Here is a 23,002-nt window from a genome sequence, read left to right on the forward strand (position 1 = left end):
TTGAAGGTGTTTTAATGCACAGTAATTTGCGCGTCAACTAATTCTTGCGTAGAGGTATAAAGATGGCTGTAATACTCACCCATGACTTGGAACTTACCCCAAGAGCAAGACATCCGAGCGGAAGCCGGTCTCGGTGGGTATCTGAAAGAACCCCAGGTGACCAAGCGCCGCGCCGGCCTGTACTTGGATTGTCTGGTCAGTTATCACCTCGTCAAATTTTGGTGATGAGCCCGTCTGCGCGGCAACGGCCTCGAGGTTCCCGCCGTCGGCAACGACCCAGACGCGCTCACCGCGTTTGAGCGGCGTACCTGCGACGTCAGCGGTCATGGTCATCAGTTTGAATACCCGGTTATCCGGTCGGGTTACTGTCAGCGCGGCATTATCGGTTTCCATAGTCATCTGTGTGTTGACAGGCAGCAGCTTCCCGGCCGGTTTTCCCCATTTTTTGTTCTGTCCGCTGACGACGGTTTCGAACGTCACATCTTCACTGCAGCGGTAGTAATTTAAGGCTGTTATGTTTTTGTATACCGCCGCTGCGGGAGGCGTCACGTTATAAGCCGGTGAACACTGGCTCCACCAGGGTGGGGGACTTGCTCCGTTACTTTCGGCCATTTTCAGAAAACCGCCGTCGGAAACGGTCCATACCAGCCTGACATCCTGCATTTTGACCAGGCTGAACTGATGATTGTCACTGTTCCTGACCATTGTTTCATCACACCGTGTCACGATGTTCCCGGCGGAAAATTTTCCGGCCACTGTGTTTGAGGCAACATCTTCTTTTGTAGGATAGAACTTAACGCCGCCTTTGGTGGTGCGCTGCCGCGGGTCGGTCTGCGACGCATAGGCAGAGTAGGGGGCAAGATGCATATACAGTGTATAAAACGTCAGACCGCTGGCTGCTGTGGTGCCCGGCTGAACATAATGGCGCACTAGGACAAAAGAGCCAGAGAGATAAAACGTCCCTTTTCCCCAGGGATGGTTGGGCAAACAAACTCCAAAACTGAGCAGAATTTAAATGCGAATTTAATGTTGGGAGTTATTTTCATCCCCATCTTTAGCCGATGCCTTGCCATTATTTTATGCATCTATAAAAAACAACACCTCCACCAATAATCTCATTATTTATTATAATATCTGGGTCATTAACCCAAGAATGTACTTTTTTTATTTCATCATAAAAACCATACCATTCAAAATTCGCACTTTGCTCATGCAATTTCAATGTGGCTATTTTTAATTTTTTTGAAAAATCACTCCAATTTAGCTTCATTCCACCCGAACCCAGATCGACGGGCTTAACCAGAAAAAAGTCGATAGACTCCTTAGTGGTTTTTGTTTGCATGGAAATTACTATTTGGTTGTGATTTACAATAAAAAATACTGGACTATTATCATTCGTCAATGTAATTCCTTCATCATCATCACATGAGGGACTCCACCTCCCAGTAACATCAGAGCTTGCCATAGAACTAAATGATATCGCCATGAGTAAATAAAAAATAATTTTATGCATTCTCGCTCCTAATAAGCTGGTGAACACTGGCTCCACCAGGGTGGAGGACTTGCTCCGTTACTTTCGGCCATTTTCAGAAAACCGCCGTCGGAAACGGTCCATACCAGCCTGCCATCCTGCATTTTGACCTGGCTGAACTGATGGTTATCACTGTTTCTGACCATTGTTTCATCACACAGTGTCACGACATTCCCGGCGGAAAATTTTCCGGCCACCGTGTTCGAGGCAACATCTTCTTTTGTGAGATAGAACTTAACGCCGCCTTTGGTGGGGGCTTATGCTACCAAATACAATCTGATCTATCGTTATTATATGCCTCTAAATTTTCATTCAAACTGATAGTTCTTCCACTAATGCTTTTATAGATAAATTGGTAGTATCTGGCGCCCTGTGACATAACAATATATTGGCCATTATATTTCCCATGAATAAACTCTAACCAATTGGTAGTGTTTTCGATAGGTCGATCTTCGTCGACGCTTTCTGATTTCTCATCTGAAAATACAAGAGGGATAGGCTCCTTAGAGTTTTTATATTTCACGTAGCCAAGATGAGCACCATCATCATAAATATCTATAAATTTTACATTTATAAGTTTACTATCTGAACTAAAACAGCCTGTTTGTTTTTCAGGCGCTGATGAAGCGCTAAAGGAAAATAAGATGATTAAAATAATTATATATTTATTCATTGCCTTGGCTCGATTGCGTGAATTCTTGCGCTAATATAAGAAGACAGATTTCAATATTCAATTTCGTAAACTCTTCGATTGTGCAAACGGGTTATTTTCCTTCCTGCAAATTTTTGCACTTTATGTTTTTTTTTCAAAAGCTTGGTGTTATATTATTCTGCATTAATTTTTAAATGCAGGGGCATCAGGTGGGACAATTTTGAAATACAACTGCATATGTTGCGTATAAAAATATTGTGTTATTTTCACAGGATCTTATTTTATATTGGCAGATGCGTTACCGCCGAACAGCAAGAGAATTAGCATTGGTAAATATAAAAATAACTTCCAAAGTGTTTTGTTTTTCATTTATATCTCACGAAGTATGTTCAACTTATTTTCATGTTATTTCTAGTCAACATGCTTTTACCGATTATTTTTACACCACAAGCCAAATAGTGACATCTCTCGAGCAGTTTAGCCTTATCCAGAAAAATCCTTCCCATTCTCTTCAGTCAAGTTTTCCATCGTGACAATAGGAAATTTAGGTGTATCGCTGGGTTTTGAAGCCCCACCATCGGCACCAGGTAGTTCGTGCATTTAATCGTCATATCCCCGGAAGACCCGTGCTCGATTTTACTGGCTTCCAGCGTCAGATAAGAGCCGCCGCCGTTGAGGGTCAGTTTTTTCGGAGTGGTAATGATGATTTCATCGTCCGAGCTGGTGATGGTCAGGGTTTGTCTTGCGGTCAGGGAGATGGCGTTGTTTTGTGCCTGGATAGTGACCTGTCCCTGATTGGCAATCAGCGTGGCATCCTGCTTATGAATATGTCGATATAAGTGACTTTTTTTCAAGAATAATTTCATTCAATCTCCCATTACTTATCTTCGTGCTAAGGGAGAATACTGTTAAAGTATTCTGACTCGCTATTGTATTGTTGTTCAGCGCATTTATTCATTAAGGTTATAAATGCATCCGAACCACTCGACTCCACGTTTTCGAAGATACACTTTTTATTAATCATTACTTCCCAGGCGCTATCTAACTCAATAAGTTCTTTCTTCTTGTCAGGGTTGTTTTTTATTGCAATTGAAAGGGTGTTGTTTTTCTTCGTTAGCGCTATATTAAGAGATGCATTGCTTTTATTATTTATCTCTTGTAGTTCATTGCTCTCAGCTTTATTAAAGGTCCCGTAACTCATTATTGGCATGAGTGATATGGAAATACATATAATAAATTTAGTTATGTTCATAATAATTCACCCTTCGTTGAAATCTATCATTTGGAACATTTTTCCATAAGCTACTATTTGAAAGCACAGAGCCAAATGTCGACAAGTCCCCAGCATATGCTGCATGCTGCAGATGTGAGCGTATTGTTGGAGTGTAATCACCTCGATACCTAAGATCGACTAAAATTTCCTTAATTTTCTGTGGGATATCATCCCATGCTTGATCTGACGTAACGCTTGTGTTCGGATGATATGCTTGGATTGTCGCAGTTTTTTGACATATACGCTTTACATCATCCTCGAGTTTTTGATAAGTAATAATGAATAAATCATATTGCTGCTTTCTAGTTATTTGTAACTGTCTTATTGATGTCGGTGCTCCATTAAGCCGCGTACTTGCTGTTGCACCTGACATGCTTTGAGAACCAACCAACCATGATTTTAGGTTTTCATCTACACCGACTTCAGTTAATTCATTATTAGATGAATTATTCTGCCCCAAATCATAACCTCTGCCGATGGTGATACCTGACACCCCTCCAGGCCAATGAATTTTTCTACTAAACCAAGGGCTACTCTCAATATCATTACCTTCAGCATCGAAAGTTAATTGACCTTTAGGGACAAGCAGCCATTTCAAGTCCATACCGTCATCACTAGCTAATGCCCCCATAAACATCACCGGATGCATATGCCAGGGTGCAGGGCCCATGCCGGCGACTTTCTTCATCCAGATCATCTTATCCAGAAAGGCCTCGGTGTATTTCTTCCATTTCGAGGCATCGGGTTCTAATTTTTCCAGATATTTAGTCCACTTCGCATCCGTTTTCTCGTAATACCATTCGCTGGGGTGCTGCACTATCAGCTGATAAAGCTGGTCGCGATAGGTCGGGTTATGCACGGCATTGCGGTATTCGTCGACGGAGTAATACCCGTCGTGGTTCTGGTCGATGACATCGAGCAGCTGTTTGTATTTGTGGCTGGCCAGCGCGTTGCTGAACGCCGGGTCATCCTCTGCCGCGGCTTTGAGCTTTTCAAAAATTCCTTTCACCACGTTCTGCGGCTGGTTCTCGGCATCCAGCAACTGAAAACTTTCGGGGTCGTCTTTAATGATAGAAAAACCCAGTTTGCCGAGGTCAAATTGTGACAGCTTTTCGACAGAGTCCGCGGCCAGGAAGCCACCTTCCGGGCGTATCTGATAGTGTGTGGGTGTGCCGTCTGCAGACACGGCCGGTACGTTAGACAATGTCAGTATTCCCGGTGCTTTTGTTTTGCGCGAGCTTTCTGCCATGGCACCTTGCGCATCCTTACTGAAAAGTGTCGCGTCTGCCGGATACTTCAGGAATGCAGGACTCTCGCGACCCGCGGCCTCCGGATTGGTAAGAAAGCTGGCCACTTTGCTGTCGCTCGTCAGGCATTCAATGTGCACCATATAGCGCGAGCGGAAGCCGGTCTCGGTGGGTATCTGAAAGAACCCCAGGTGACCGAGCGCCGCGCCGGCCTGTACCGGGATTGTCTGGTCAGTTATCACCTCGACAAATTTTGGTGATGAGCCCGTCTGCGCGTCAACGGCCTCGAGGTTCCCGCCGTCGGCAACGACCCAGACGCGCTCACCGCGTTTGAGCGGCGTACCTGCGACGTCAGCGGTCATGGTCATCAGTTTGAATACCCGGTATCCGGTCGGGTTATTGTCTGCGCGGCATTCCGTCGTCAGAAACTTTATTTACCATTCTGCATTTTGACCTGACTAAACTAATGATTATCACTGTACCTGACCAACATCTCACCACAAAGTGTGGGGTGACTACGTTCTCAGCGGTAAATTCCCGGTCATCATTTTTAATTTAGCATCTTCTTTTGTGAGATAAATACTAGCAACATGGAATATGTCACCTCTTATATTTATGCTGCAATCCTATTTGTAAACCGGTCAGTCAACGAGGATATCGGATTTAATCCAAGCAATTAGTGGCCGCCTTTTATTACTGATGTAACCAATGTGAAGCCATTTATGATCTTCCGATTCACTGATGACCTTGACCTTGTCACCAGCAATAAGATACGCTTTAGTTTTATAATTTTCTTCAGGTCGTGAAAATAATGCCGCTCGTGTATTAATCATGATCTCGTTTGGGATGGAATTTAGAAATATAATTATTCCTTTTTATATTAAACTCTTGGGATCCCCACTTTTCAAGAATTCTTGGTAGGAATTTAAGTTATCTCTGGTGAGAGGGTTACAACGTAATATATTTTTAACTTCATTTTCATTTTTTGACGAGAGAGCATTTTTCATGCTCCGGACATTGGGTTTCATTGATAGAAAATCAAAAACATCTGCATCAGGTGCTTCAGAATTAGAGAGTATGTCTTCGTTTTTTTTCCAATTATAGCTACATGCCTCACCGTCCCAGTCACTTACTATACATCCACTCCTGAGATCAATAACGCTACAATAAGCTCTTTCTGAAAATTTCTTAGTCCCATTTTCTTGCTCTACGTAATCGCCAGAAACACTGTTTAAGATTAAATAAGCCCCAGAAGGTGATAATTTCGAGGTGCCATCTTCTATATAATATCGGTCATTACGGCTTAGGTCTGATAAGTGATCGTTAATCGTAAACGTAATTCTACCCCATGAATTAGGTTCATAATTATCTCCTTTTTTTTCTTCAGAAAAATTTATCTCGCCACCAATGGGGGATTTGAATGTTACATTCCCATAAACAACTGTAGGAAAGAGTAGAGTTACCAAGAGCGAGATGATGCATTTAATTTTGTTCATAGCTTTGCCTTTAATGAATTAAACCTTGCTGAGGAATCCGTCATTCTTCTGGTTAATTTGAATTCATCTAACAGTTTGCCTTGATAGTCATTATGATTCTCACCCCCAACTTTGAGGATCTAAGCTTACTGTTGGGTTATGCGTATTAAAGTTCTCTAGTGCTTTCTTAAAATCTGGTTTAACGTATCCGGGCCTGTTTACTGAGTGATCCAAAATTACTGCTCAGCCAAAGTTGCTTTTTATAAATTTTTTATTTTCTTATTATCAATTGTTACTACTTGACTTTATGCATCGTGAAGTCTTTGTACAAAATCTAATATTTGGAAGTCTAAATATTGTGGAAGAGATATTATTTTAAGTAATGCTGCAAGCGGCTTATTATGTACGGCCTGTCTGTAACTTGATTGACTACAACCTAGTCTAACAAGATTTTTTAATTCACTCGATGTTATTTTTTTCCAAGGGTCAATGCACTATCACTATAATATATAACAGATGAAGTTCCACTTCCCTCTACAGACCAACCACAATATATAGCATAACGCTCATATAATTCAGGATAGCTATCTCTAAACTTAGCAAACTGAGTTGATAACTCTCCTTTACCTTCAAGTCAGGGCTCTCGCGACCGGCGGCTTCCGGATTGTTGAGAAAACTGGCCACTTTGCTGTCGGAACGCGACGATTTCACCGTCGGGCATACAGCGCAGGTGTTGCTCCCCTTTATGAGGGGTGGGTGCATAAGCCTGCTCTGGTGGAGCATTGCCCGTCAGTGCGCACGGTGGATCGGTGATATGAATAACGCCGTGCCACATGCCTTTCCCCTCGACCAGATACAGGCCGGAAGCCTCTCTGTCCAGGCTCTGCAGCAGGTCGTCGGCGGTGTTGTTTCAGCCATAGCTATAGACGTTTTCAAAATATCAATCTGGGTATGATTTTGTTATAATCCTAGTTCCGTGAGTTTCATCTATAAAATGGATTTCTGTCTCACCACCATTAAAATCTTGTTTTATTATTAACACGTGAGGCCCGCTCCATTTATAATCAACTTCTATGCATCCATCGTCACATTTTTTTGTCAGATTCTCATTTGTGAATATAGTGTCTAATAAATATTTCTTGTAATCTATTTGCAGGCTATCTCGATATTTTTTATAAGAATTCAAAAGATCCATCTCTTGATAAAACACCTCTTTAACTTGCTCGTATTCATCAGCCTGTATCGAAGGCTTCTTTTTGAGCACTCTAAAATTGTCGTCAAAGCTATTCTTACGTGTGTATTTTATTTCACTGTCTGAACGGTAAATAATTATCCTATTCTTTAAGTAGAAGATCAGGGAATTATCGACTCTAATAAAATAAGAGAATGGATAATCGCATCCACTGGGCGTGGCTTTAGGGATAATTAAACTCACCAAATTATTTAATCGTATGTTATATCCATATAATAAATCTGAATATAACTTGGCTGTCTTTTCGCTGTGCCAGTATAATATAGGTGTTGTATTTTTTATATTGTATTTATATCTACATTCTTCCGATACGTTGACTGTTGTTTTGTCAATGGAAATTACTTTCCCTTTGAATAACTCACTTATACTTTCTTTGGTAACATATTCTCCTTCAGGAGTAATTGGTTCAGAAATCACATAATTCCTCCATGTTAAAGTTTCATTTTCGGTAGATGACGCTGTGTCATTTTCTACACCCGCATTTACCATAGCGGAGAAGAAACAAGCAGATAAGAAAGCAAGTACCTTATTCATTCTATACTCCATGTTATTAATGGGCCGAATTGTATTCGTTATTTAGAAAAATATTATTTTCTGCACGACGTCGCGCCATTAGTCCGGAATCCCCACCATTGGTTATATCTAAAAATTCATTAGCCGCTTGTTCGTATTGTTCGGCGTCAAGTAATGCAAGTAGATTAGGTGCGCCGCCTGATGATAGGAAAAACTCTCCACAATTAAACAGTAGACTAACAAGAGCATCAAACTCATGTTGATATAAATTAACTGAAATAGATCTTTTTACTCCTCGTTCAATAGCAGCAAGGTCATCATCAAATAAACTAAGAGCTTTAACCTCATCAATACTATTTTTGAATTCCTCTGGGAGTATGATATTTTCGCATCGGTTGCTTTCGATTAAGTGCCCAAATCCAATAGTGCAGTTCCCTTGAGAGTCATTATATGAGATCAGCCTCAATGACTCCCAACCCTTTATAAACTCTTTACCTTTCACTGAAGTATGTAAATAATTTATATCGAATCTATTATTTTCTTCATTGTTCTCTTTGAACGTATTTTCGTACCCTTCGGCCAATATATTAATTGGATCTACTAAATCACCACGCCTTGAAAATGGTGGATTACTCCGATTTGTCAGAGAGGGGCTTAAGTTATATGCAATGCTACCTGTGTATAATTCGAAGTGCAACATGTAAACAGTTTTATGATCTAGTATGACAGTAGGTTGGCCATGGTTATTGATCAGCCGCCCTGTGTTACCCAATTGCTGCCCTTGCTTTATTTCTTCACCTGTTCTAACCATTATACTTTGCGGATCTAATTCACCGTATCTTACAATAAACTTCCTGCCATCTTTTGTGTTGTGAACAATACTTACTTCATTGGTACCATCATAGAAGGGGAATGTCCCTAATATTTTCCCGTCACAAATGGCAACAACCGGTTCATATTCGTTAGTATAAAGATCTCGCCCGCCATGTTGTCTTCCTTCGCTGCGAGGTCTACCAAATGCTGCAGCATTTCCCCGGTTAATATCTCGCCAGTTTCGGTAAGACCATTTTTTTCCTGGATCATTTTCTGGCTTAACCATCAGTGGAAAAATAATCTCATGATTTGTTTGCTGCCTGATATATCCCATAAACATCACCGGATGCATATGCCAGGGGGCCGGCCCCATGCCGGCGACTTTCTTCATCCAGATCATCTTATCCAGAAAGGCCTCGGTATATTTCTTCCACTTCGAAGCATCCGGTTCTAGTTTTTCCAGATATTTAGTCCACTTCGCATCCGTTTTCTCGTAATACCATTCGCTGGGGTGCTGCACTATCAGCTGATAAAGCTGGTCGCGATAGGCCGGGTTATGCACGGCATTGCGGTATTCGTCGACGGAGTAGTATCCGTCATTGTTCTGGTCGATGACATCGAGCAGCTGTTTGTATTTGTGGCTGGCCAGCGCATTGCTGAACGCCGGGTCATCCTCTGCCGCGACTTTGAGCTTTTCAAAAATTCCTTTCACCACGTTCTGCGGCTGGTTCTCGGCATCCAGCAACTGAAAACTTTCGGGGTCGTCTTTAATGATAGAAAAACCCAGTTTGCCGAGGTCAAATTGTGACAACTTTTCGACAGAGTCCGCGGCCAGGAAGCCACCTTCCGGGCGTATCTGATAGTGTGAGGGTGTGCCGTCTGCAGACACGGCCGGTACTTTAGACAATGTCAGTATTCCCGGTGCTTTTGTTTTGCGCGAACTTTCTGCCATGGCACCTTGTGCATCCTTACTGAAAAGTGTCGCGTCTGCCGGATACTTCAGGAAGGCGGGACTCTCGCGACCCGCGGCCTCCGGATTGGTAAGAAAGCTGGCCACTTTACTGTCGCTCGTCAGGCATTCAATGTGCACCATATAGCGCGAGCGGAAGCCGGTCTCGGTGGGTATCTGAAAGAACCCCAGGTGACCGAGCGCCGCGCCGGCTTGAACCGGGATTGTCTGGTCAGTTATCACCTCGTCAAATTTTGATGATGAGCCCGTCTGCGCGTCAACGGCCTCGAGGTTCCCGCCGTCGGCAACGACCCAGACGCGCTCACCGCGTTTGAGCGGCGTACCTGCGACATCAGCGGTCATGGTCATCAGTTTAAATACCCGGTTATCCGAGCGGGTTATTGTCTGCGCGGCATTATCGGTTTCTATGGTCATCTGCGTGTTGACAGGCAACAGCTTCCCGGCCGGTTTTCCCCATTTTTTGTTCTGCCCGCTGACGAAGGTTTCGAACGTCACATCTTCACTGCAGCGGTAGTAATTCAGGGCTGTTTTGTTTTTGTATACCGCCGCCGTGGGTGGCGTCACGTTATAAGCCGGCGAGCACTGGCTCCACCAGGGTGGAGGACTTGCTCCGTTACTTTCGGCCATTTTCAGAAAACCGCCGTCGGAAACGGTCCATACCAGCCTGCCATCCTGCATTTTGACCTGGCTGAACTGATGGTTATCACTGTTCCTGACCATCGTTTCATCACACAGTGTCACGACGTTCCCGGCGGAAAATTTTCCGGCAAATGTGGTGGGACAACACTCATACTCATATATATACATAGAGGTGGAGAGAGTGCATCAGTAAAGGTTTTATTGTTTGACGATCTTAAGTTTTTATTGCTAGTTGTTTTCATTTAAATATTTAATGCGCTCGTTGGTTTTATCTAACAAGCATTGTTCATATATACTTGAAAACGCAGTTCCAGTCCTCGACTCATAGGTTTCATAATTACAGTCGGCATCTCTTATTTTAATCCACGCAAGTTGCGATTTTTTAAGGTAAATATCCTTTGACTCCATTTGGCCGTAAAATTCAGCACCTTCATTCTTATACTCTTGGATTTGCTGTCTATAAATATTATTTAGCTCACTATCTGCTTTAGCATATTCACTTTTAATTTTTAGATAATTATCCTGTTCACTTGAAGAATCAGCATACACAACTGTTGAAAGTGAAGAAACAGCTAGCATCAATGCAAAATACTTATTCATTATAAATATCCTTTCCGTTCATTGAATCTCTGCTCTGGTACGCCAAAAGAAGACTTCTAGTGAGAGTTTGAAATGTTGTTTTTAAATTGATCTTCTCCAGCTTTAAGATCTTTCATGAAATAGCGCCTTGTCCTCGGAGAGTTATCTCCTCGGAACGTTAAATCAACCAATGCATCTTAGACCTTCTGACTATATGAACCCAGTTCAGACGAAGTTACGGGAATACGAAATTATCATCATCGACATATGGAATATCGGTTATATATTGGCTTGTGATGTCAGCACTTCTGAATGAGCTATGAAGGCAATCATTAGACTGTACGACTTTATTGTTTTTTCTAATATCGAAAGATATTGTGTATTCTTCCTTCTCAACGCCATTAATTATATCAATAATATAACTGTACGCCCCCCTTTTAAAACCATAATATGTAACCCCCATTTCACTATCTGTAAGGCGTTTCAGTTTATTTTCTTCATTAAACAAAACAGCTAGTTCTACTTTGCCCTCCTTTTCAAAGGAGTAGTTTATTTCTTTGGTTTCGTTGTCTATAGATAGTGATACCTTTCTAGATAATTCCCCAGGTAACTTGCAAGAGATAATCTCAGTTGAGTTACTCCCAGACGCTATGGAATTTAAGGACATAAGTGAAAATAGTGTTCCAAGTAGAAATACACTAATTGCCTTCATAAAAATACCTTTTCGCATAATGTATAAGCCGTTTGGCGTTCATCTAGCCCCATATCCCCACCATTAACTCTTTTAGTAACGCTTACTACATCACTGTAACCTTCGCCATGATCATATGAATATACTTGATAGTGCAACCAAAACCATAATGCGCTACGAATTGCGTAAGGCATTTCATTTATTTTTTCTGGTTCCGAAACAGTATCAGGAACATCACCTTTCCAATATTTATTATACTCTCCCATAAACCCATAGTATTTCTCATAACCAGTAACTTGAATTAACCCTCTCCCTCTAAAGTTATAACCATCATCAGGGTTGCTTTGCCTGTTACCGTTCAATCTTAAGTAATGCTTACGCCCTATATTCTGCTCATTTGCTCGACGAACAATTTTCCCTGCTGCATTTTTCTCATAACCATCAGCTTCAGACTCAGCAGGATGCTCACGGTAATATTTACTAAACGTTTTTAATGTCATAGGCGAAAATTGGAACCCCTCTGTTTTACCTTTCATTCGCGGACCTACCTCTCCTTTAATTTGAGAAAAGAAATGCCGTAGTCTCGTTGGGGTATCTAACATAAAGGTTGGTAATCTACCGCGAAGCTCTTCAACGACAGTATTTATATCGGTATCTGAAGCCAGCGGGAAAATCATTTTTAATTGCTCATAGGTAACACCATCGTCATTAACACCCATTGCCTCCATAAACATCACCGGATGCATATGCCAGGGTGCAGGGCCCATGCCGGCGACTTTCTTCATCCAGATCATCTTATCCAGAAAGGCCTCGGTGTATTTCTTCCATTTCGAGGCATCGGGTTCTAATTTTTCCAGATATTTAGTCCACTTCGCATCCGTTTTCTCGTAATACCATTCGCTGGGGTGCTGCACTATCAGCTGATAAAGCTGGTCGCGATAGGTCGGGTTATGCACGGCATTGCGGTATTCGTCGACGGAGTAATACCCGTCGTGGTTCTGGTCGATGACATCGAGCAGCTGTTTGTATTTGTGGCTGGCCAGCGCGTTGCTGAACACCGGGTCATCCTCTGCCGCGGCTTTGAGTTTTTCAAAAACTCCTTTCACCACGTTCTGCGGCTGGTTCTCGGCATCCAGCAACTGAAAACTTTCGGGGTCGTCTTTAATGATAGAAAAACCCAGTTTACCGAGGTCAAATTGTGACAACTTTTCGACGGAGGATGCGGCCAGGAAGCCGCCTTCCGGGCGTATCTGATAGTGTGTGGGTGTGCCGTCTGCAGACACGGCCGGTACGTTAGACAATGTCAGTATTCCCGGTGCTTTTGTTTTGCGCGAACTTTCTGCCATGGCACCTTGTGCATCCTTACTGAAAAGTGTCGCGTCTGCCGGATACTTCAGGAATGCAGGACTCTCGCGACCCGCGGCCTCCGGATTGGTAAGAAAGCTGGCCACTTTGCTGTCGCTCGTCAGGCATTCAATGTGCACCATATAGCGCGAGCGGAAGCCGGTCTCGGTGGGTATCTGAAAGAACCCCAGGTGACCGAGCGCCGCGCCGGCCTGTACCGGGATTGTCTGGTCAGTTATCACCTCGTCAAATTTTGGTGATGAGCCCGTCTGCGCGGCAACGGCCTCAAGGTTCCCGCCGTCGGCAACGACCCAGACGCGCTCACCGCGTTTGAGCGGCGTACCTGCGACGTCAGCGGCCATGGTCATCAGTTTGAATACCCGGTTATCCGGTCGGGTCACTGTCTGCGCGGCATTATCGGTTTCCATGGTCATCTGCGTGTTGACAGGCAGCAGCTTCCCGGCCGGTTTTCCCCATTTTTTGTTCTGTCCGCTGACGACGGTTTCGAACGTCACATCTTCACTGCAGCGGTAGTAATTCAGGGCTGTTATGTTTTTGTATACCGCCGCCGTGGGAGGCGTCACGTTATAAGCCGGTGAACACTGGCTCCACCAGGGTGGGGGACTTGCTCCGTTACTTTCGGCCATTTTCAGAAAACCGCAGTCGGAAACGGTCCATACCAGCCTGCCATCCTGCATTTTGACCTGGCTGAACTGATGGTTATCACTGCTCCTGACCATCGTTTCATCACACAGCGTCACGACGTTCCCGGCGGAAAATTTTCCGGCCACCGTGTTTGAGGCAACATCTTCTTTTGTGAGATAGAACTTAACGCCGCCTTTGGTAGTGCGCTGCCGCGGGTCAGTCTGCGACGCATAGGCGGAGTAGGGGGCAAGATGCATATACAGTGTATAAAACGTCAGACCGCTGGCTGCTGTGGTGCCCGGCTGAACATAATGGCGCACCAGAACAAAAGAGCCGGAGAGATAAAGCGTCCCTTCTTCCCAGAGGATGGTCGGGTACTCCTTGCACACGCGGAACGCGACGATATCACCGTCGGCCATACAGCGCAGGTGTTGCTCCCCTTTATGGGGGGCAGGTGCATAAGCCTGCTCTGGTGGAGCATTGCCTGTCAGTGCGCACCAGGGCGCGGTGGTATCGGTGATATGAATACCGCCGTGCCACATGCCTTTCCCCCCGACCAGATACAGGCCGGAAGCCTCTCTGTCCAGGCTCTGCAGCAGGTCGTCGGCGGTGGAGAACTCAGCACCGGTGGCACTGGCAGGAACCGGAAAGCTAATTTTGGGGATGACGGGCGGTGTTGTTTCAGCCATGGTTAACAGGTCCTTGTTATTCAGAGGCAGGATTGCCGGTATTCTGGCTGTCCTGCTTATTCTGCTCATCCAGGTTGCTCTGATTGTTCGGGGAGTTCAGAGACAAGTTCACTTTACTAAAGCTGGGTACGTGATAACCCAGCACCGCCCCCACCATCGGCACCAGGTAGTTCGTGCACTTAATTGTCATATCCCCGGAAGACCCGTGCTCGATTTTGCTTGCCTCCAGCGTCAGATAAGAGCCGCCGCCGTTGAGGGTGAGTTTTTTCGGAGTGGTAATGATGATTTCATCGTCCGAGCTGGTGATGGTCAGGGTTTGTCTTGCGGTCAGGGACATGGCGTTGTTTTGCGCCTGGATAGTGACCTGTCCCTGATTGGCAATCAGCGTGGCATCCTGCTTATGTACAAACATGCTTAACGCTTCACCTGCGCCGATGAACAGGTTTTTCATGACGCCAACGTCGGCATTGTTACCGGCGTTCACCATCAGATTTTGTCGGGCTGCCAGCTGTAAATGCTCACCGCTGGTAAGCGCCACGCCCATCGGAGCGCTGGCTAAAATGGCGGCGGACTGCAACTGCGTCAGGCGGTTATCGACAAAGCTGAGCTGCTTTTGAATATCTGATGCCAGCGCGGTAGCCTGCGTGGCGGCGTCACTCAGAGCCTGCATCTCATTGTTGGCCTGATGGATTTGACCGAGGGCCGGATCCATATCCAGCACTTTTCCCTGTGCCTTGAGTTGTTCTTCTGCACTGACAAATATCCCTTTGCCCGCGCGTATCACGCCGTGTTCATCTGTCCTGATTTCAAAGCCGGCACCGCGCTGTGCGCGTTCCGCATCCACCAGATGCCCCATGTTCAACTGCGTTTTGCCAAACTCGGTGGCGAGTTTGATGTGTTCTTCTGAGCGTTTGTCTTCCATCCGCAGCTTGTTGAAAGACGGAGTACGCAGGACGTTACGCGTATGGTTGTCGTCGGTGACATGGTCACTGTGTGCTGAATCATGCAGGGCATACGCGATATAAGGTCGGTCACAGTCGCCTGAATCGAAAGCGATGGCGACTTCAGTACCATCGAGTAAAGGCGCGTGCCAGCCGTAGGTATCACCGGCGTAAGGTTTTGCCATACGCAGCCAGAGATAGGCGTAGCCCTGTTCCTGTTCGTCGCGGTCAAAATCGAGCTTCACGCGGTATCGGCCCTGATTATCCAGCCAGGAATAGATATCGCCTTTGGTGGTGCTTTCCACCCGGGCTGGAAGGGTACCGGCGATTACCGGGCGTTCTGGCAGAACAGGGCGAAAGCAGAGGGTTTCGCTGTAAGGCTGACCGGTCAATTGCGCGGTGAAACGACTCTTGCGCGAACCGTAGGTTTTTATCCCCGTCAGCAAGATGCCTTCATTTAACACAGAAGGAAGTGTGCCATCGACTTCCAGCACCTGACCCGGTGCCAGATGAGGGCAACTGCTGTGGCCGGTGACGGTCTTCTGAGCATTCAAGATGCGCTCATGACGCAGGCGGGCATAAAATGCACCGGTTTCTACCCCGTCTTCTGATCCGGATTCCAGAAAAGGCTCTGCATACTGATAGACTTCGCCAGTGGTGGTTTCATCACTTCCTGCCGCACTGGCAGTAGTGTCCATCGGACTTAACGCTTCCCGGTAGTTGTAATCGCGGGTGGAAACCTGTTGCGTGACGACCTGATGCTGCGTGCTCAGCCCCCAGACGCTTTCGGTACCGCTGTCGCTCATGCCCGCCTGGTTGCGTAAGGGTAAACGGACTCCAAATTTATATTGTTGCTGGCTGTCGGCAAATATGATGACGTCATGCTCAAGGCGGGTGTCCATCTCGAGATGCCAGTAGATCCCGACTTCAGCCAGTAAACGCTGGATGAAAGCTAAATCTGTTTCCCGCCACTGGGTGATAAGCTCACGTGCCGGGTATGATCTGGACAGCTGGAATTCGAAGTCCGGGCCTTCCAGACCGTGTGCCCGAAGAACCTTTTCAACCACTTCCTGCACTGACTGATTTAGATAAAGTGCGCACTTTGCAGAGTGGTCCAGTAAGGCTACGCGCGGAACCAAAACCAGCCGGTAAATCGTCTGATCCGCAGAGGTAGAGATACGTGAAAAATGTTGAATCACACCGTGTACAGCCCGGACCGGCTCCGCAACGCCAGCAATATCAAACACGGGAGCCTGCATGGTAAACGTAGCAGGTTTGAGAACCAGTTGTTCAGCGGTTAAATCGGTGGCCGTGCTGGTGACATGAATAATATATTCAAAGGGTTTGCTAAGTTGCTCTTCCCCTTCGAAGCGCAACACGTCGAGAAAGGCCGGACTTTGCAAAACGTCCAGACGATAGCGGGACTGGTTTAGCAATCTGTTGATAACATCGGAGGTGCTCATTTCTGTTCTCCGTCAAACTCCAGCGTGATCCCTTCTTCTTCATCCCAGCCCAGCGCCAGTGCGGTGGTGCGCTGTTGTCCGGCCATGCGTTGCAGCAGTTGTTGGCTCAGTACCGGCAGGATCTGCTGATTGAGCAGGCTGTCGATGTTGCGCGCACCGGTGTCCGGCAGCAGGCAGGCGGCGACCAGCGTGTCGTACAGACTTTCTTCTATAGAGCATGTCAGGCCGTAGTGCTTATTCAGACGTTTTGCAACTTGTGCCAGTTTCATCTCAACGATAGTGCGCAGGGCAACGGCATTCAGCGGACGATAAATCAGCGTCTGGAAACGGGCGAGCAGGGCCGGCTGGAAATGATCGCGCAGGATCGGGCGCAGCATTTCCTGTAGGTCGCCGTCGGTGGCTTCCGGTTGTTCATCCAGCAGCTGCATGATGTGGTCGCTGCCAAGATTGGCGGTCATCAGGATCACTGTGTTTCGGAAGTCGATCTCGCGGCCTTCGCCGTCGCGCATAAAGCCGCGGTCAAACACCTGATAGAACAGGTTGATCACGTCGCGGTGCGCTTTTTCAACTTCATCAAGCAGGACAACGCTGTAAGGGCGTTTACGTACCGCCTCGGTCAGAATGCCGCCCTGGCCGTAACCAACGTAGCCCGGAGGTGAACCTTTCAGCTGGGAAACGGTATGCGCTTCCTGATACTCGCTGAGATTGATGGTGATCAGCGATTTTTCGCCGCCGAAGAGGCAGTCGGCGAGGGAAAGTGCCGTCTCGGTTTTACCCACGCCGCTCGGACCGACCAGCAGGAACACGCCCAGCGGACCATTCTCAGAAGTCAGACCGGTTTTGGCGGCGCGCAGGCGCTGTGCCATGGCGGTCAAAGCAGGGTCCTGGCCGACGACGCGTTTATTCAGCTGGTTTTCCAGTTGTAACAGGTCAGTCTGTTCGTCTTTCAGCAGGCTGGTCAGCGGCACGCCGGTCCAGTCTGCAATCACGGTGGCGACGGTACGTATATCAACGTCCAGTGAAAGCAGCGGGGCGTGCCCCTGTAAATCACTGAGTTGCTGTTGCAGGCTGGCGATCTCTTCCTGCCGGCTGATGTCCTGACGCACATCGAGCAGTTGCTGAGTGAGCGCTTTCTCAGCGTGATACTGAGTGTCCAGCGCGGTGAGCTGATCAGTCAGCGCATTGGTCTGATGTTCAATCTGAGTCAGGCGCTCGCCGTGGGTCTGGCTACCCAGCGAAATGTCTTCCAGCAACGCCTGTTCTTCCATCTCAAGCGCGGTGATCTGCGCCTTCAGGCGGGTCAGATCTTCCGGCAGCGTATCAAGGCTCATGCGCACGCGGGCGGAGGCGGTATCGAGCAGGTCGACGGCTTTGTCCGGCAACTGGCGGCCGGTAATGTAGCGGCGGGAGAGACTGACGGCGGCTTTGACCGCTTCGTCGGTGATGTGCACGCCGTGATGCTGCGCGTAGCGGGACTTCAGGCCGCGTAGCATCAGACAGGCCATCTCGTCGTCCGGCTCATCGACTTTAACAATCTGGAAGCGGCGCTCGAGTGCGGCGTCGCGTTCAAAATATTGTTTGTACTCGGACCAGGTGGTGGCGGCGATGGTTCGCAGCTCACCGCGGGCGAGCGCGGGTTTGAGGAGGTTGGCCGCGTCCGCGCCACCGGCCTGATTGCCTGCGCCAATAATGGTGTGCGCTTCGTCTATAAACAGCAGCACCGGCGTCGGTGATTTTTGCACGGCGTCGATGACGTTTTTCAGGCGCTGTTCAAACTCACCTTTGACCCCGGCACCGGCCTGCAGCAGGCCTAAATCCAGGGTGCGCAGGCTGACGGTTTTCAGGCTGTCCGGCACGTTGCCTTCTGCAATGCGTAACGCCAGACCTTCGACCAGTGCGGTTTTCCCCACACCCGGCTCGCCGACTAAAATCGGGTTGTTTTTACGACGACGTGACAGGATGTCCACCATCTGACGAATTTCGTTATCGCGACCGAACACCGGGTCGATGTGTCCGGCTTTGGCCTTAGCGGTGACATCCAGCGTGAACTTATCCAGCGCAGCCTGCAGGGCTTCGCTCAGTGACTGACCGCCAGCGGCGATGTCATGTTTCGGGCTGGTGGCGTCACCGGCAAGGTCGGACGGCGTCCGGTTCAGGCTTTCCTGCTGTTGCAGTTCGGGGCGCTCTTCAGACAGCGCGTCCAGTACCGGTTTCAGGCGGCGGATATGCTCTTCGCTCAGGCTGAACAGCGGCCACAAGCCCTCGCAACGCAGCAGGCGCGGCTTAGCAAGCAGGGCTTCCAGCAGATGTACGCTGCGAATATTTTCATTGTCGTCCTGCAGGGATGCGGCCAGCCATCCCGCTTTTATCAGCGCCTGTAAATCATCTGAAAGTTGCGGACGGGCATGCACGGAACGCGGCAGGGCGTCGAGATGCGCGAGCAGATTTTGCCACAGCGCGTCCATGTCCCACTCGTAGCGACGGGCCAGCACGGTGATGTCACCTTCGCCCAGTTCAAGCAGCTTAAGCAGCCAGTGTTCGACCGTGATTTCCGCATGTGCCCGCGTCTGACACAGGGTCGCGGCGGCTTCGAGCGCTTTCGCGCAGTACGGGTTTAAGCGACGAAGTAAGACGGCTGACTGCTGTTCCATGCTGAATTCCTTTTTTGAGGTACGCTACCGCCCATAGCCTTTTCCTTTGCAGGAAACCCAGGCCCATAAGGTCGATGTCCGGTTCTGTTTTTGTTTGCTCAACCGCCAGACCGGCGGCTCAGAAAACAAAAACAGCAGACGGCGAACCGTCTGCTGTGAGGTCTTACGCGGTGGTACGTTCGTTCCAGGAATCGGAATGAATGATGTTGCCGTCTTTGTAGGTCCAGGTGATTTTTTCGTAACGCAGCTCGATCGCTTCGAGATGGTTATGTTTTTCTTTGGCCGGATCTTTGATGTCGTGCATTTTAGGCGCGACTTTCACCAGCTTGACGTTTTCCAGTTTGGTATTGAAATACTCCACTTCCTGGCCCGCGTCATTGATGCGATACCATTTGAACTCAGCGGATTTCAGGGTCTGACCGGTGGTCACCGCTTTGTACAGGTACGGGCTGGAGGAGTCGATTTCCTTGGTAAACAGGAACGGGGTGTGAATACGGGTACCCGTCAATTTGCCAGTGTTGTTATCGGTCGGGATGTACAGGTTGTGTTCCTGCGCAACGACTTCGATGCTGCCTTCGCGATCTTTTACGTCTACGGAACCTTTAATGTCCGCACCGCCGTCGTCTTTCAGCCACAGATAAACAGGAATTGCCATGGGTAGTTCTCCATTTCTAAGTTAAGCATCCATCAATCATTTGATGAATGTGGGGTTGCTGCTGCCTGACAGGCATCTGCCTGCGGCACCAGACTGATTTCGACACGACGGTTGGCCGCGCGGCCTTCCGGGGTGTCGTTTGTTGCAATAGGGCGCGTGGCTCCGAAGCCCTGAACTGCAAAGCAGGTCGGGGAAACGTCGCTGGTAGAAAGCATCCAGTCGCGCAGGGATTCAGCACGTTTTAAAGACAGTGTCTGGTTAGCTTTCGCATCACCGGTAATATCCGAGTGCCCGGCGACCACAATCAGCCAGCCTGGTTTGGCCTTGATATCCACCAGCGCACTCACCAGCATTTTGAGTGAGCCCGGTTTAAGCACGTAATGGCCCGTGTCAAATAGTGACAAGGAATCAAGACGCACCGTTTTAGGCGATATTTTTTCGGCCGGTGGCGGCGGTGGAGGGATGTAACGATCAATTTCCTGCTGCAGAGCCAGCCAGAGTCGTTCACCCTGATAAAGTCCCAAGCCCAGACGTAAAGGCTCGCCCTGGCGGTGATAACGCTCAAGCAACTGAGCATCCAGTTTCAATACGGCAACGGCTTGTGCTTTCGGAACGTAATTGCTCATAGGAATGATCAGATAGCGCTTCAGATCCATACCGATACGCGTAATGAGCCGGTGGTTGTTGTTAACAACAAAACCAATGGCCGTTACCGCAAAACACATCATGAGAATGACGGCGAATACCGGTGCCAGTCCGGCCCTGATATGGCGGGTAGTGCCGGAAAGCAGCGGTAACAAGGGATCGGGAAAAGGCAGAGTTACCACGCTCTCTGATTGCAGTGGCATCTGCGCATTCAGTGTGGTACGCCGCGTCAATGCTTCAGACCAAAGGTTATCGGGCACACCCGACACGGCGTCAAACCTGACACCCACGGCCACGGGACGCACCGGCGTGCTCAGGGTTTCAGGATGCTGCATTTCATCAAACACAACGTCCCGAAGCCATGAACAGGCTGCCTCAAGACAGATAGCCTGAGACTGGCGAGCGGGCTGCATGTTGATGTCTGACGAACTCAACCAGTCACTCAGCAGTGTTGCGCCTTCATCGTCGTCCCTGACGATCATTTTTCCCTCGGCATCGCCCACAAACCAGGGCGACGCAGTTCCGTTCAGCCAGCAACTGACCAGCACAGGAATGCGGCATCCGATGCGCTTTTGCAGACGATAAAACTGCTGACGCCAGCTTTTAATCGCGGCACGGCAGACAGCTTCATCGGCATGAACTTCCGGCGAAACGCTGTACAGTACAGCCATCTGGCAGATCCAGCCGGGACGTTGTGATAGCACCGCGTCAACGAAAATGGATAACGGTTTTGCGATGTCTGTTTTGACATAACAGGCAAGTGGGGTAATCCGTACCGTAGTTTCACCAAACAGCGCATCCAGCTTGTCCCCGCAAACAAGAACGACCGGCTGCGAAAACGATATCTCCGGCAGGTTTTCCAGTCGTGTCGTCTCATCGATGAACACATCATGGTGCCTTCCCCACAGCATCAGTCCAGCCATTAAGATCACTGTGATGAGGGTAATGACTGATTTTGTGGAGGCGCCAAATGGGCTGAATCCCCAGCACAACAGAAGTGCCAGACACCCCGTCATCCCGGTCAGGCAGTAAACTGATAAACGAGAACCGATGCGCATATCAGAACTGCCCCGGTAATTGCTGATTAATCAGATGTTGCAGCCAGACATGCCCGCCCCACCAGACGCCGGACACGACCAGAATAGCAACCAGAACCCAGAACCAGAGTGAGCGTAATATTGCCCCGCCACGTACCCGTCCTGATTTACTCAGCAATGCACCCGGGAGCACCACGTTGAAGGGAGTGACCCGCCCGGCAAGTGCGGCGAGGGTTTGCTCACGTTGATGAGGGTTGATGGTTTGAGCGCTATATTGCCCCTGAAAACCCAGCAATAAGACCCGATGAAAACAGGTCAGCACGGTGATATCGGGAGCCGGTTGATGCAGCACGGAGCGGATCCGTTCATATAACGCTTCACCTGCCTGAAGAGAGCCAAAGAAACGCGCCTGTAACGGTGCCCGCTGCCAGGCAATATGTCCGTTATCAGGCGCCTTGTCCCCACCCTGTCGACCGAGTGCGGTTTCATCCAGCAATGCACATTGGGCATAAGTGATATGTTCAACGCTTTCGCTATCGTAACCGGCCAGCTGTAATTGGTCCTGAACTCGCTCTACCTGAGCGCGGCAGCGCTCGTATAAAGCCTCGCCTTCTTCTGCAACCACTCCATTACGTAGCTGCACAACGGATAGCCAGGTATCGGCCAGCAACTCATCAATATCTATTTCATTTCTCATGACCGAAGCACCGCATAGAGTTCCAGTTGCAGTTCGCCGAGAAGTTCCGGTACATAGAACATGCACGTACCCGAATCCAGCATGGCCTGCGCAGAGGGATGTTTGAGATCCAGGGCGAAATATTGATTTTCCAGCCGAAGAGGGATTGCCGCGGGGACATGGCTTAAAGCGATCAGCGGCACGCCATTAAGTGCGATATTGACGATATTATTGACATCGTCCGGTGCCCCGACTTTACACAAGGCAGGGAACTGGGAAATCAGCTGATAAGCGGGCAGTGTTGAGCGTACTGACAGGTAGAAGTCCGCGTCTTCACGCAGGCGACTGTCATTAAGAGGCGCTTTCCACTGCTGGCCATTGATCTTGTGCATTTCCAGCGAGATAACGCGTGAAGGAAGGCTGGCTTCCAGTAGCTCCCCGATCAGGTCAAGTAAAGGCGGGAAAACGGTCTCTGGGGACGCATGGTCGTAAGCCGGTATCGCTTCGATATCATGTTCCAGGGAAAACGTCAGGAGACTCCCCGCCAGTTTCGATAATTCAAACCAGACTTGTTCAGGGTGTCGCACCGGATTTTTAACCAGTTCAGATAATGCTGAAACA

The 23,002-nt window shown here is 48.1% G+C and carries 19 protein-coding genes; all 19 read right to left on the minus strand.

What is annotated here, in order from left to right:
* Positions 1-11: 11 nt before the first annotated feature.
* Complete coding sequence (locus tag ACQZQY_RS24915; protein WP_431297492.1) at positions 12-113, minus strand: N-acetylmuramidase domain-containing protein; 102 nt, start codon at positions 111-113, stop codon at positions 12-14.
* Complete coding sequence (locus tag ACQZQY_RS24920; protein ID WP_431297493.1) at positions 94-987, minus strand: hypothetical protein; 894 nt, start codon at positions 985-987, stop codon at positions 94-96. The genes ACQZQY_RS24915 and ACQZQY_RS24920 overlap by 20 nt, the downstream gene beginning before the upstream one ends.
* An 85-nt stretch (positions 988-1,072) precedes the next feature.
* Positions 1,073-1,513 (minus strand): hypothetical protein, encoded by a 441-nt coding sequence (locus tag ACQZQY_RS24925; RefSeq protein WP_431297494.1) that lies wholly within the window; start codon positions 1,511-1,513, stop codon positions 1,073-1,075.
* A 280-nt stretch (positions 1,514-1,793) separates the two neighbouring features.
* Positions 1,794-2,204: a hypothetical protein gene (locus ACQZQY_RS24930; RefSeq protein ID WP_122096723.1), complete on the minus strand. Its 411-nt coding sequence runs from the start codon at positions 2,202-2,204 to the stop codon at positions 1,794-1,796.
* A gap of 494 nt (positions 2,205-2,698) precedes the next feature.
* Positions 2,699-3,049, minus strand: coding sequence for a DUF2345 domain-containing protein (locus ACQZQY_RS24935; protein ID WP_431297495.1), 351 nt, complete (start codon positions 3,047-3,049; stop codon positions 2,699-2,701).
* Positions 3,050-3,075: 26 nt separating this feature from the next.
* Complete coding sequence (locus ACQZQY_RS24940) at positions 3,076-3,435, minus strand: hypothetical protein (protein WP_431297496.1); 360 nt, start codon at positions 3,433-3,435, stop codon at positions 3,076-3,078.
* A complete protein-coding gene (locus ACQZQY_RS24945; RefSeq protein WP_431297497.1) occupies positions 3,422-5,071 on the minus strand; it encodes a pesticin C-terminus-like muramidase in 1,650 nt (549 codons plus the stop codon). The genes ACQZQY_RS24940 and ACQZQY_RS24945 overlap by 14 nt, the downstream gene beginning before the upstream one ends.
* A gap of 507 nt (positions 5,072-5,578) precedes the next feature.
* Positions 5,579-6,199 (minus strand): hypothetical protein, encoded by a 621-nt coding sequence (locus ACQZQY_RS24950; protein ID WP_431297498.1) that lies wholly within the window; start codon positions 6,197-6,199, stop codon positions 5,579-5,581.
* A 919-nt stretch (positions 6,200-7,118) separates the two neighbouring features.
* Positions 7,119-7,964 (minus strand): hypothetical protein, encoded by an 846-nt coding sequence (locus ACQZQY_RS24955; protein WP_431297499.1) that lies wholly within the window; start codon positions 7,962-7,964, stop codon positions 7,119-7,121.
* 16 nt (positions 7,965-7,980) lie between these two features.
* Positions 7,981-10,467 carry a glycoside hydrolase family protein gene (locus ACQZQY_RS24960; protein ID WP_431297500.1) on the minus strand — a complete coding sequence of 829 codons (2,487 nt, stop codon included), beginning with the start codon at positions 10,465-10,467 and terminating at the stop codon, positions 7,981-7,983.
* 126 nt (positions 10,468-10,593) lie between these two features.
* Complete coding sequence (locus ACQZQY_RS24965) at positions 10,594-10,965, minus strand: lysozyme inhibitor LprI family protein (RefSeq protein WP_431297501.1); 372 nt, start codon at positions 10,963-10,965, stop codon at positions 10,594-10,596.
* A 214-nt stretch (positions 10,966-11,179) separates the two neighbouring features.
* The gene (locus ACQZQY_RS24970) at positions 11,180-11,656 is read right to left on the minus strand and encodes a hypothetical protein (protein ID WP_431297502.1); all 477 of its coding nucleotides are present in this window, start codon (positions 11,654-11,656) and stop codon (positions 11,180-11,182) included.
* Complete coding sequence (locus tag ACQZQY_RS24975; RefSeq protein ID WP_431297503.1) at positions 11,653-14,313, minus strand: glycoside hydrolase family 19 protein; 2,661 nt, start codon at positions 14,311-14,313, stop codon at positions 11,653-11,655. The genes ACQZQY_RS24970 and ACQZQY_RS24975 overlap by 4 nt, the downstream gene beginning before the upstream one ends.
* A 16-nt stretch (positions 14,314-14,329) precedes the next feature.
* Positions 14,330-16,717, minus strand: a complete 2,388-nt coding sequence (locus ACQZQY_RS24980) for a type VI secretion system Vgr family protein (RefSeq protein ID WP_431297504.1) — start codon at positions 16,715-16,717, stop codon at positions 14,330-14,332.
* Positions 16,714-19,368 (minus strand): type VI secretion system ATPase TssH, encoded by a 2,655-nt coding sequence (gene tssH / locus ACQZQY_RS24985; protein WP_431297505.1) that lies wholly within the window; start codon positions 19,366-19,368, stop codon positions 16,714-16,716. The genes ACQZQY_RS24980 and tssH overlap by 4 nt, the downstream gene beginning before the upstream one ends.
* Positions 19,369-19,531: 163 nt before the next feature.
* Positions 19,532-20,023, minus strand: a complete 492-nt coding sequence (gene hcp / locus ACQZQY_RS24990; RefSeq protein WP_101079103.1) for a type VI secretion system effector Hcp — start codon at positions 20,021-20,023, stop codon at positions 19,532-19,534.
* A 32-nt stretch (positions 20,024-20,055) separates the two neighbouring features.
* Positions 20,056-21,591, minus strand: coding sequence for an OmpA family protein (locus ACQZQY_RS24995; protein WP_431297506.1), 1,536 nt, complete (start codon positions 21,589-21,591; stop codon positions 20,056-20,058).
* Between the two features lie 136 nt (positions 21,592-21,727).
* A complete protein-coding gene (gene tssL / locus ACQZQY_RS25000) occupies positions 21,728-22,402 on the minus strand; it encodes a type VI secretion system protein TssL, short form (RefSeq protein ID WP_431297507.1) in 675 nt (224 codons plus the stop codon).
* Positions 22,399-23,002, minus strand: a 604-nt coding sequence (gene tssK, locus ACQZQY_RS25005) for a type VI secretion system baseplate subunit TssK (protein WP_431297508.1), incomplete at its 5' end; no start/stop codon positions are given. The genes tssL and tssK, both read right to left, overlap by 4 nt.

The sequence above is a fragment of the Rahnella sp. PAMC25559 genome (assembly GCF_050632365.1).
Classification (GTDB): Bacteria; Pseudomonadota; Gammaproteobacteria; order Enterobacterales; family Enterobacteriaceae; genus Rahnella; species Rahnella rivi.

What these genes read in the sequence shown, in the direction of transcription:
- hcp (WP_101079103.1), bottom strand. Translation starts at nt 20,023, where the DNA reads ATGGCAATTCCTGTTTATCTGTGGCTGAAAGACGACGGCGGTGCGGAC.
- ACQZQY_RS24930 (WP_122096723.1), bottom strand. Translation starts at nt 2,204, where the DNA reads ATGAATAAATATATAATTATTTTAATCATCTTATTTTCCTTTAGCGCT.
- ACQZQY_RS24975 (WP_431297503.1), bottom strand. Translation starts at nt 14,313, where the DNA reads ATGGCTGAAACAACACCGCCCGTCATCCCCAAAATTAGCTTTCCGGTT.
- ACQZQY_RS24995 (WP_431297506.1), bottom strand. Translation starts at nt 21,591, where the DNA reads ATGGCTGGACTGATGCTGTGGGGAAGGCACCATGATGTGTTCATCGAT.
- ACQZQY_RS24925 (WP_431297494.1), bottom strand. Translation starts at nt 1,513, where the DNA reads ATGCATAAAATTATTTTTTATTTACTCATGGCGATATCATTTAGTTCT.
- ACQZQY_RS24945 (WP_431297497.1), bottom strand. Translation starts at nt 5,071, where the DNA reads ATGACCATGACCGCTGACGTCGCAGGTACGCCGCTCAAACGCGGTGAG.
- ACQZQY_RS24935 (WP_431297495.1), bottom strand. Translation starts at nt 3,049, where the DNA reads ATGAAATTATTCTTGAAAAAAAGTCACTTATATCGACATATTCATAAG.
- ACQZQY_RS24915 (WP_431297492.1), bottom strand. Translation starts at nt 113, where the DNA reads ATGTCTTGCTCTTGGGGTAAGTTCCAAGTCATGGGTGAGTATTACAGC.
- ACQZQY_RS24950 (WP_431297498.1), bottom strand. Translation starts at nt 6,199, where the DNA reads ATGAACAAAATTAAATGCATCATCTCGCTCTTGGTAACTCTACTCTTT.
- tssH (WP_431297505.1), bottom strand. Translation starts at nt 19,368, where the DNA reads ATGGAACAGCAGTCAGCCGTCTTACTTCGTCGCTTAAACCCGTACTGC.
- ACQZQY_RS24955 (WP_431297499.1), bottom strand. Translation starts at nt 7,964, where the DNA reads ATGAATAAGGTACTTGCTTTCTTATCTGCTTGTTTCTTCTCCGCTATG.
- tssL (WP_431297507.1), bottom strand. Translation starts at nt 22,402, where the DNA reads ATGAGAAATGAAATAGATATTGATGAGTTGCTGGCCGATACCTGGCTA.
- ACQZQY_RS24965 (WP_431297501.1), bottom strand. Translation starts at nt 10,965, where the DNA reads ATGAATAAGTATTTTGCATTGATGCTAGCTGTTTCTTCACTTTCAACA.
- ACQZQY_RS24980 (WP_431297504.1), bottom strand. Translation starts at nt 16,717, where the DNA reads ATGAGCACCTCCGATGTTATCAACAGATTGCTAAACCAGTCCCGCTAT.
- ACQZQY_RS24970 (WP_431297502.1), bottom strand. Translation starts at nt 11,656, where the DNA reads ATGAAGGCAATTAGTGTATTTCTACTTGGAACACTATTTTCACTTATG.
- ACQZQY_RS24940 (WP_431297496.1), bottom strand. Translation starts at nt 3,435, where the DNA reads ATGAACATAACTAAATTTATTATATGTATTTCCATATCACTCATGCCA.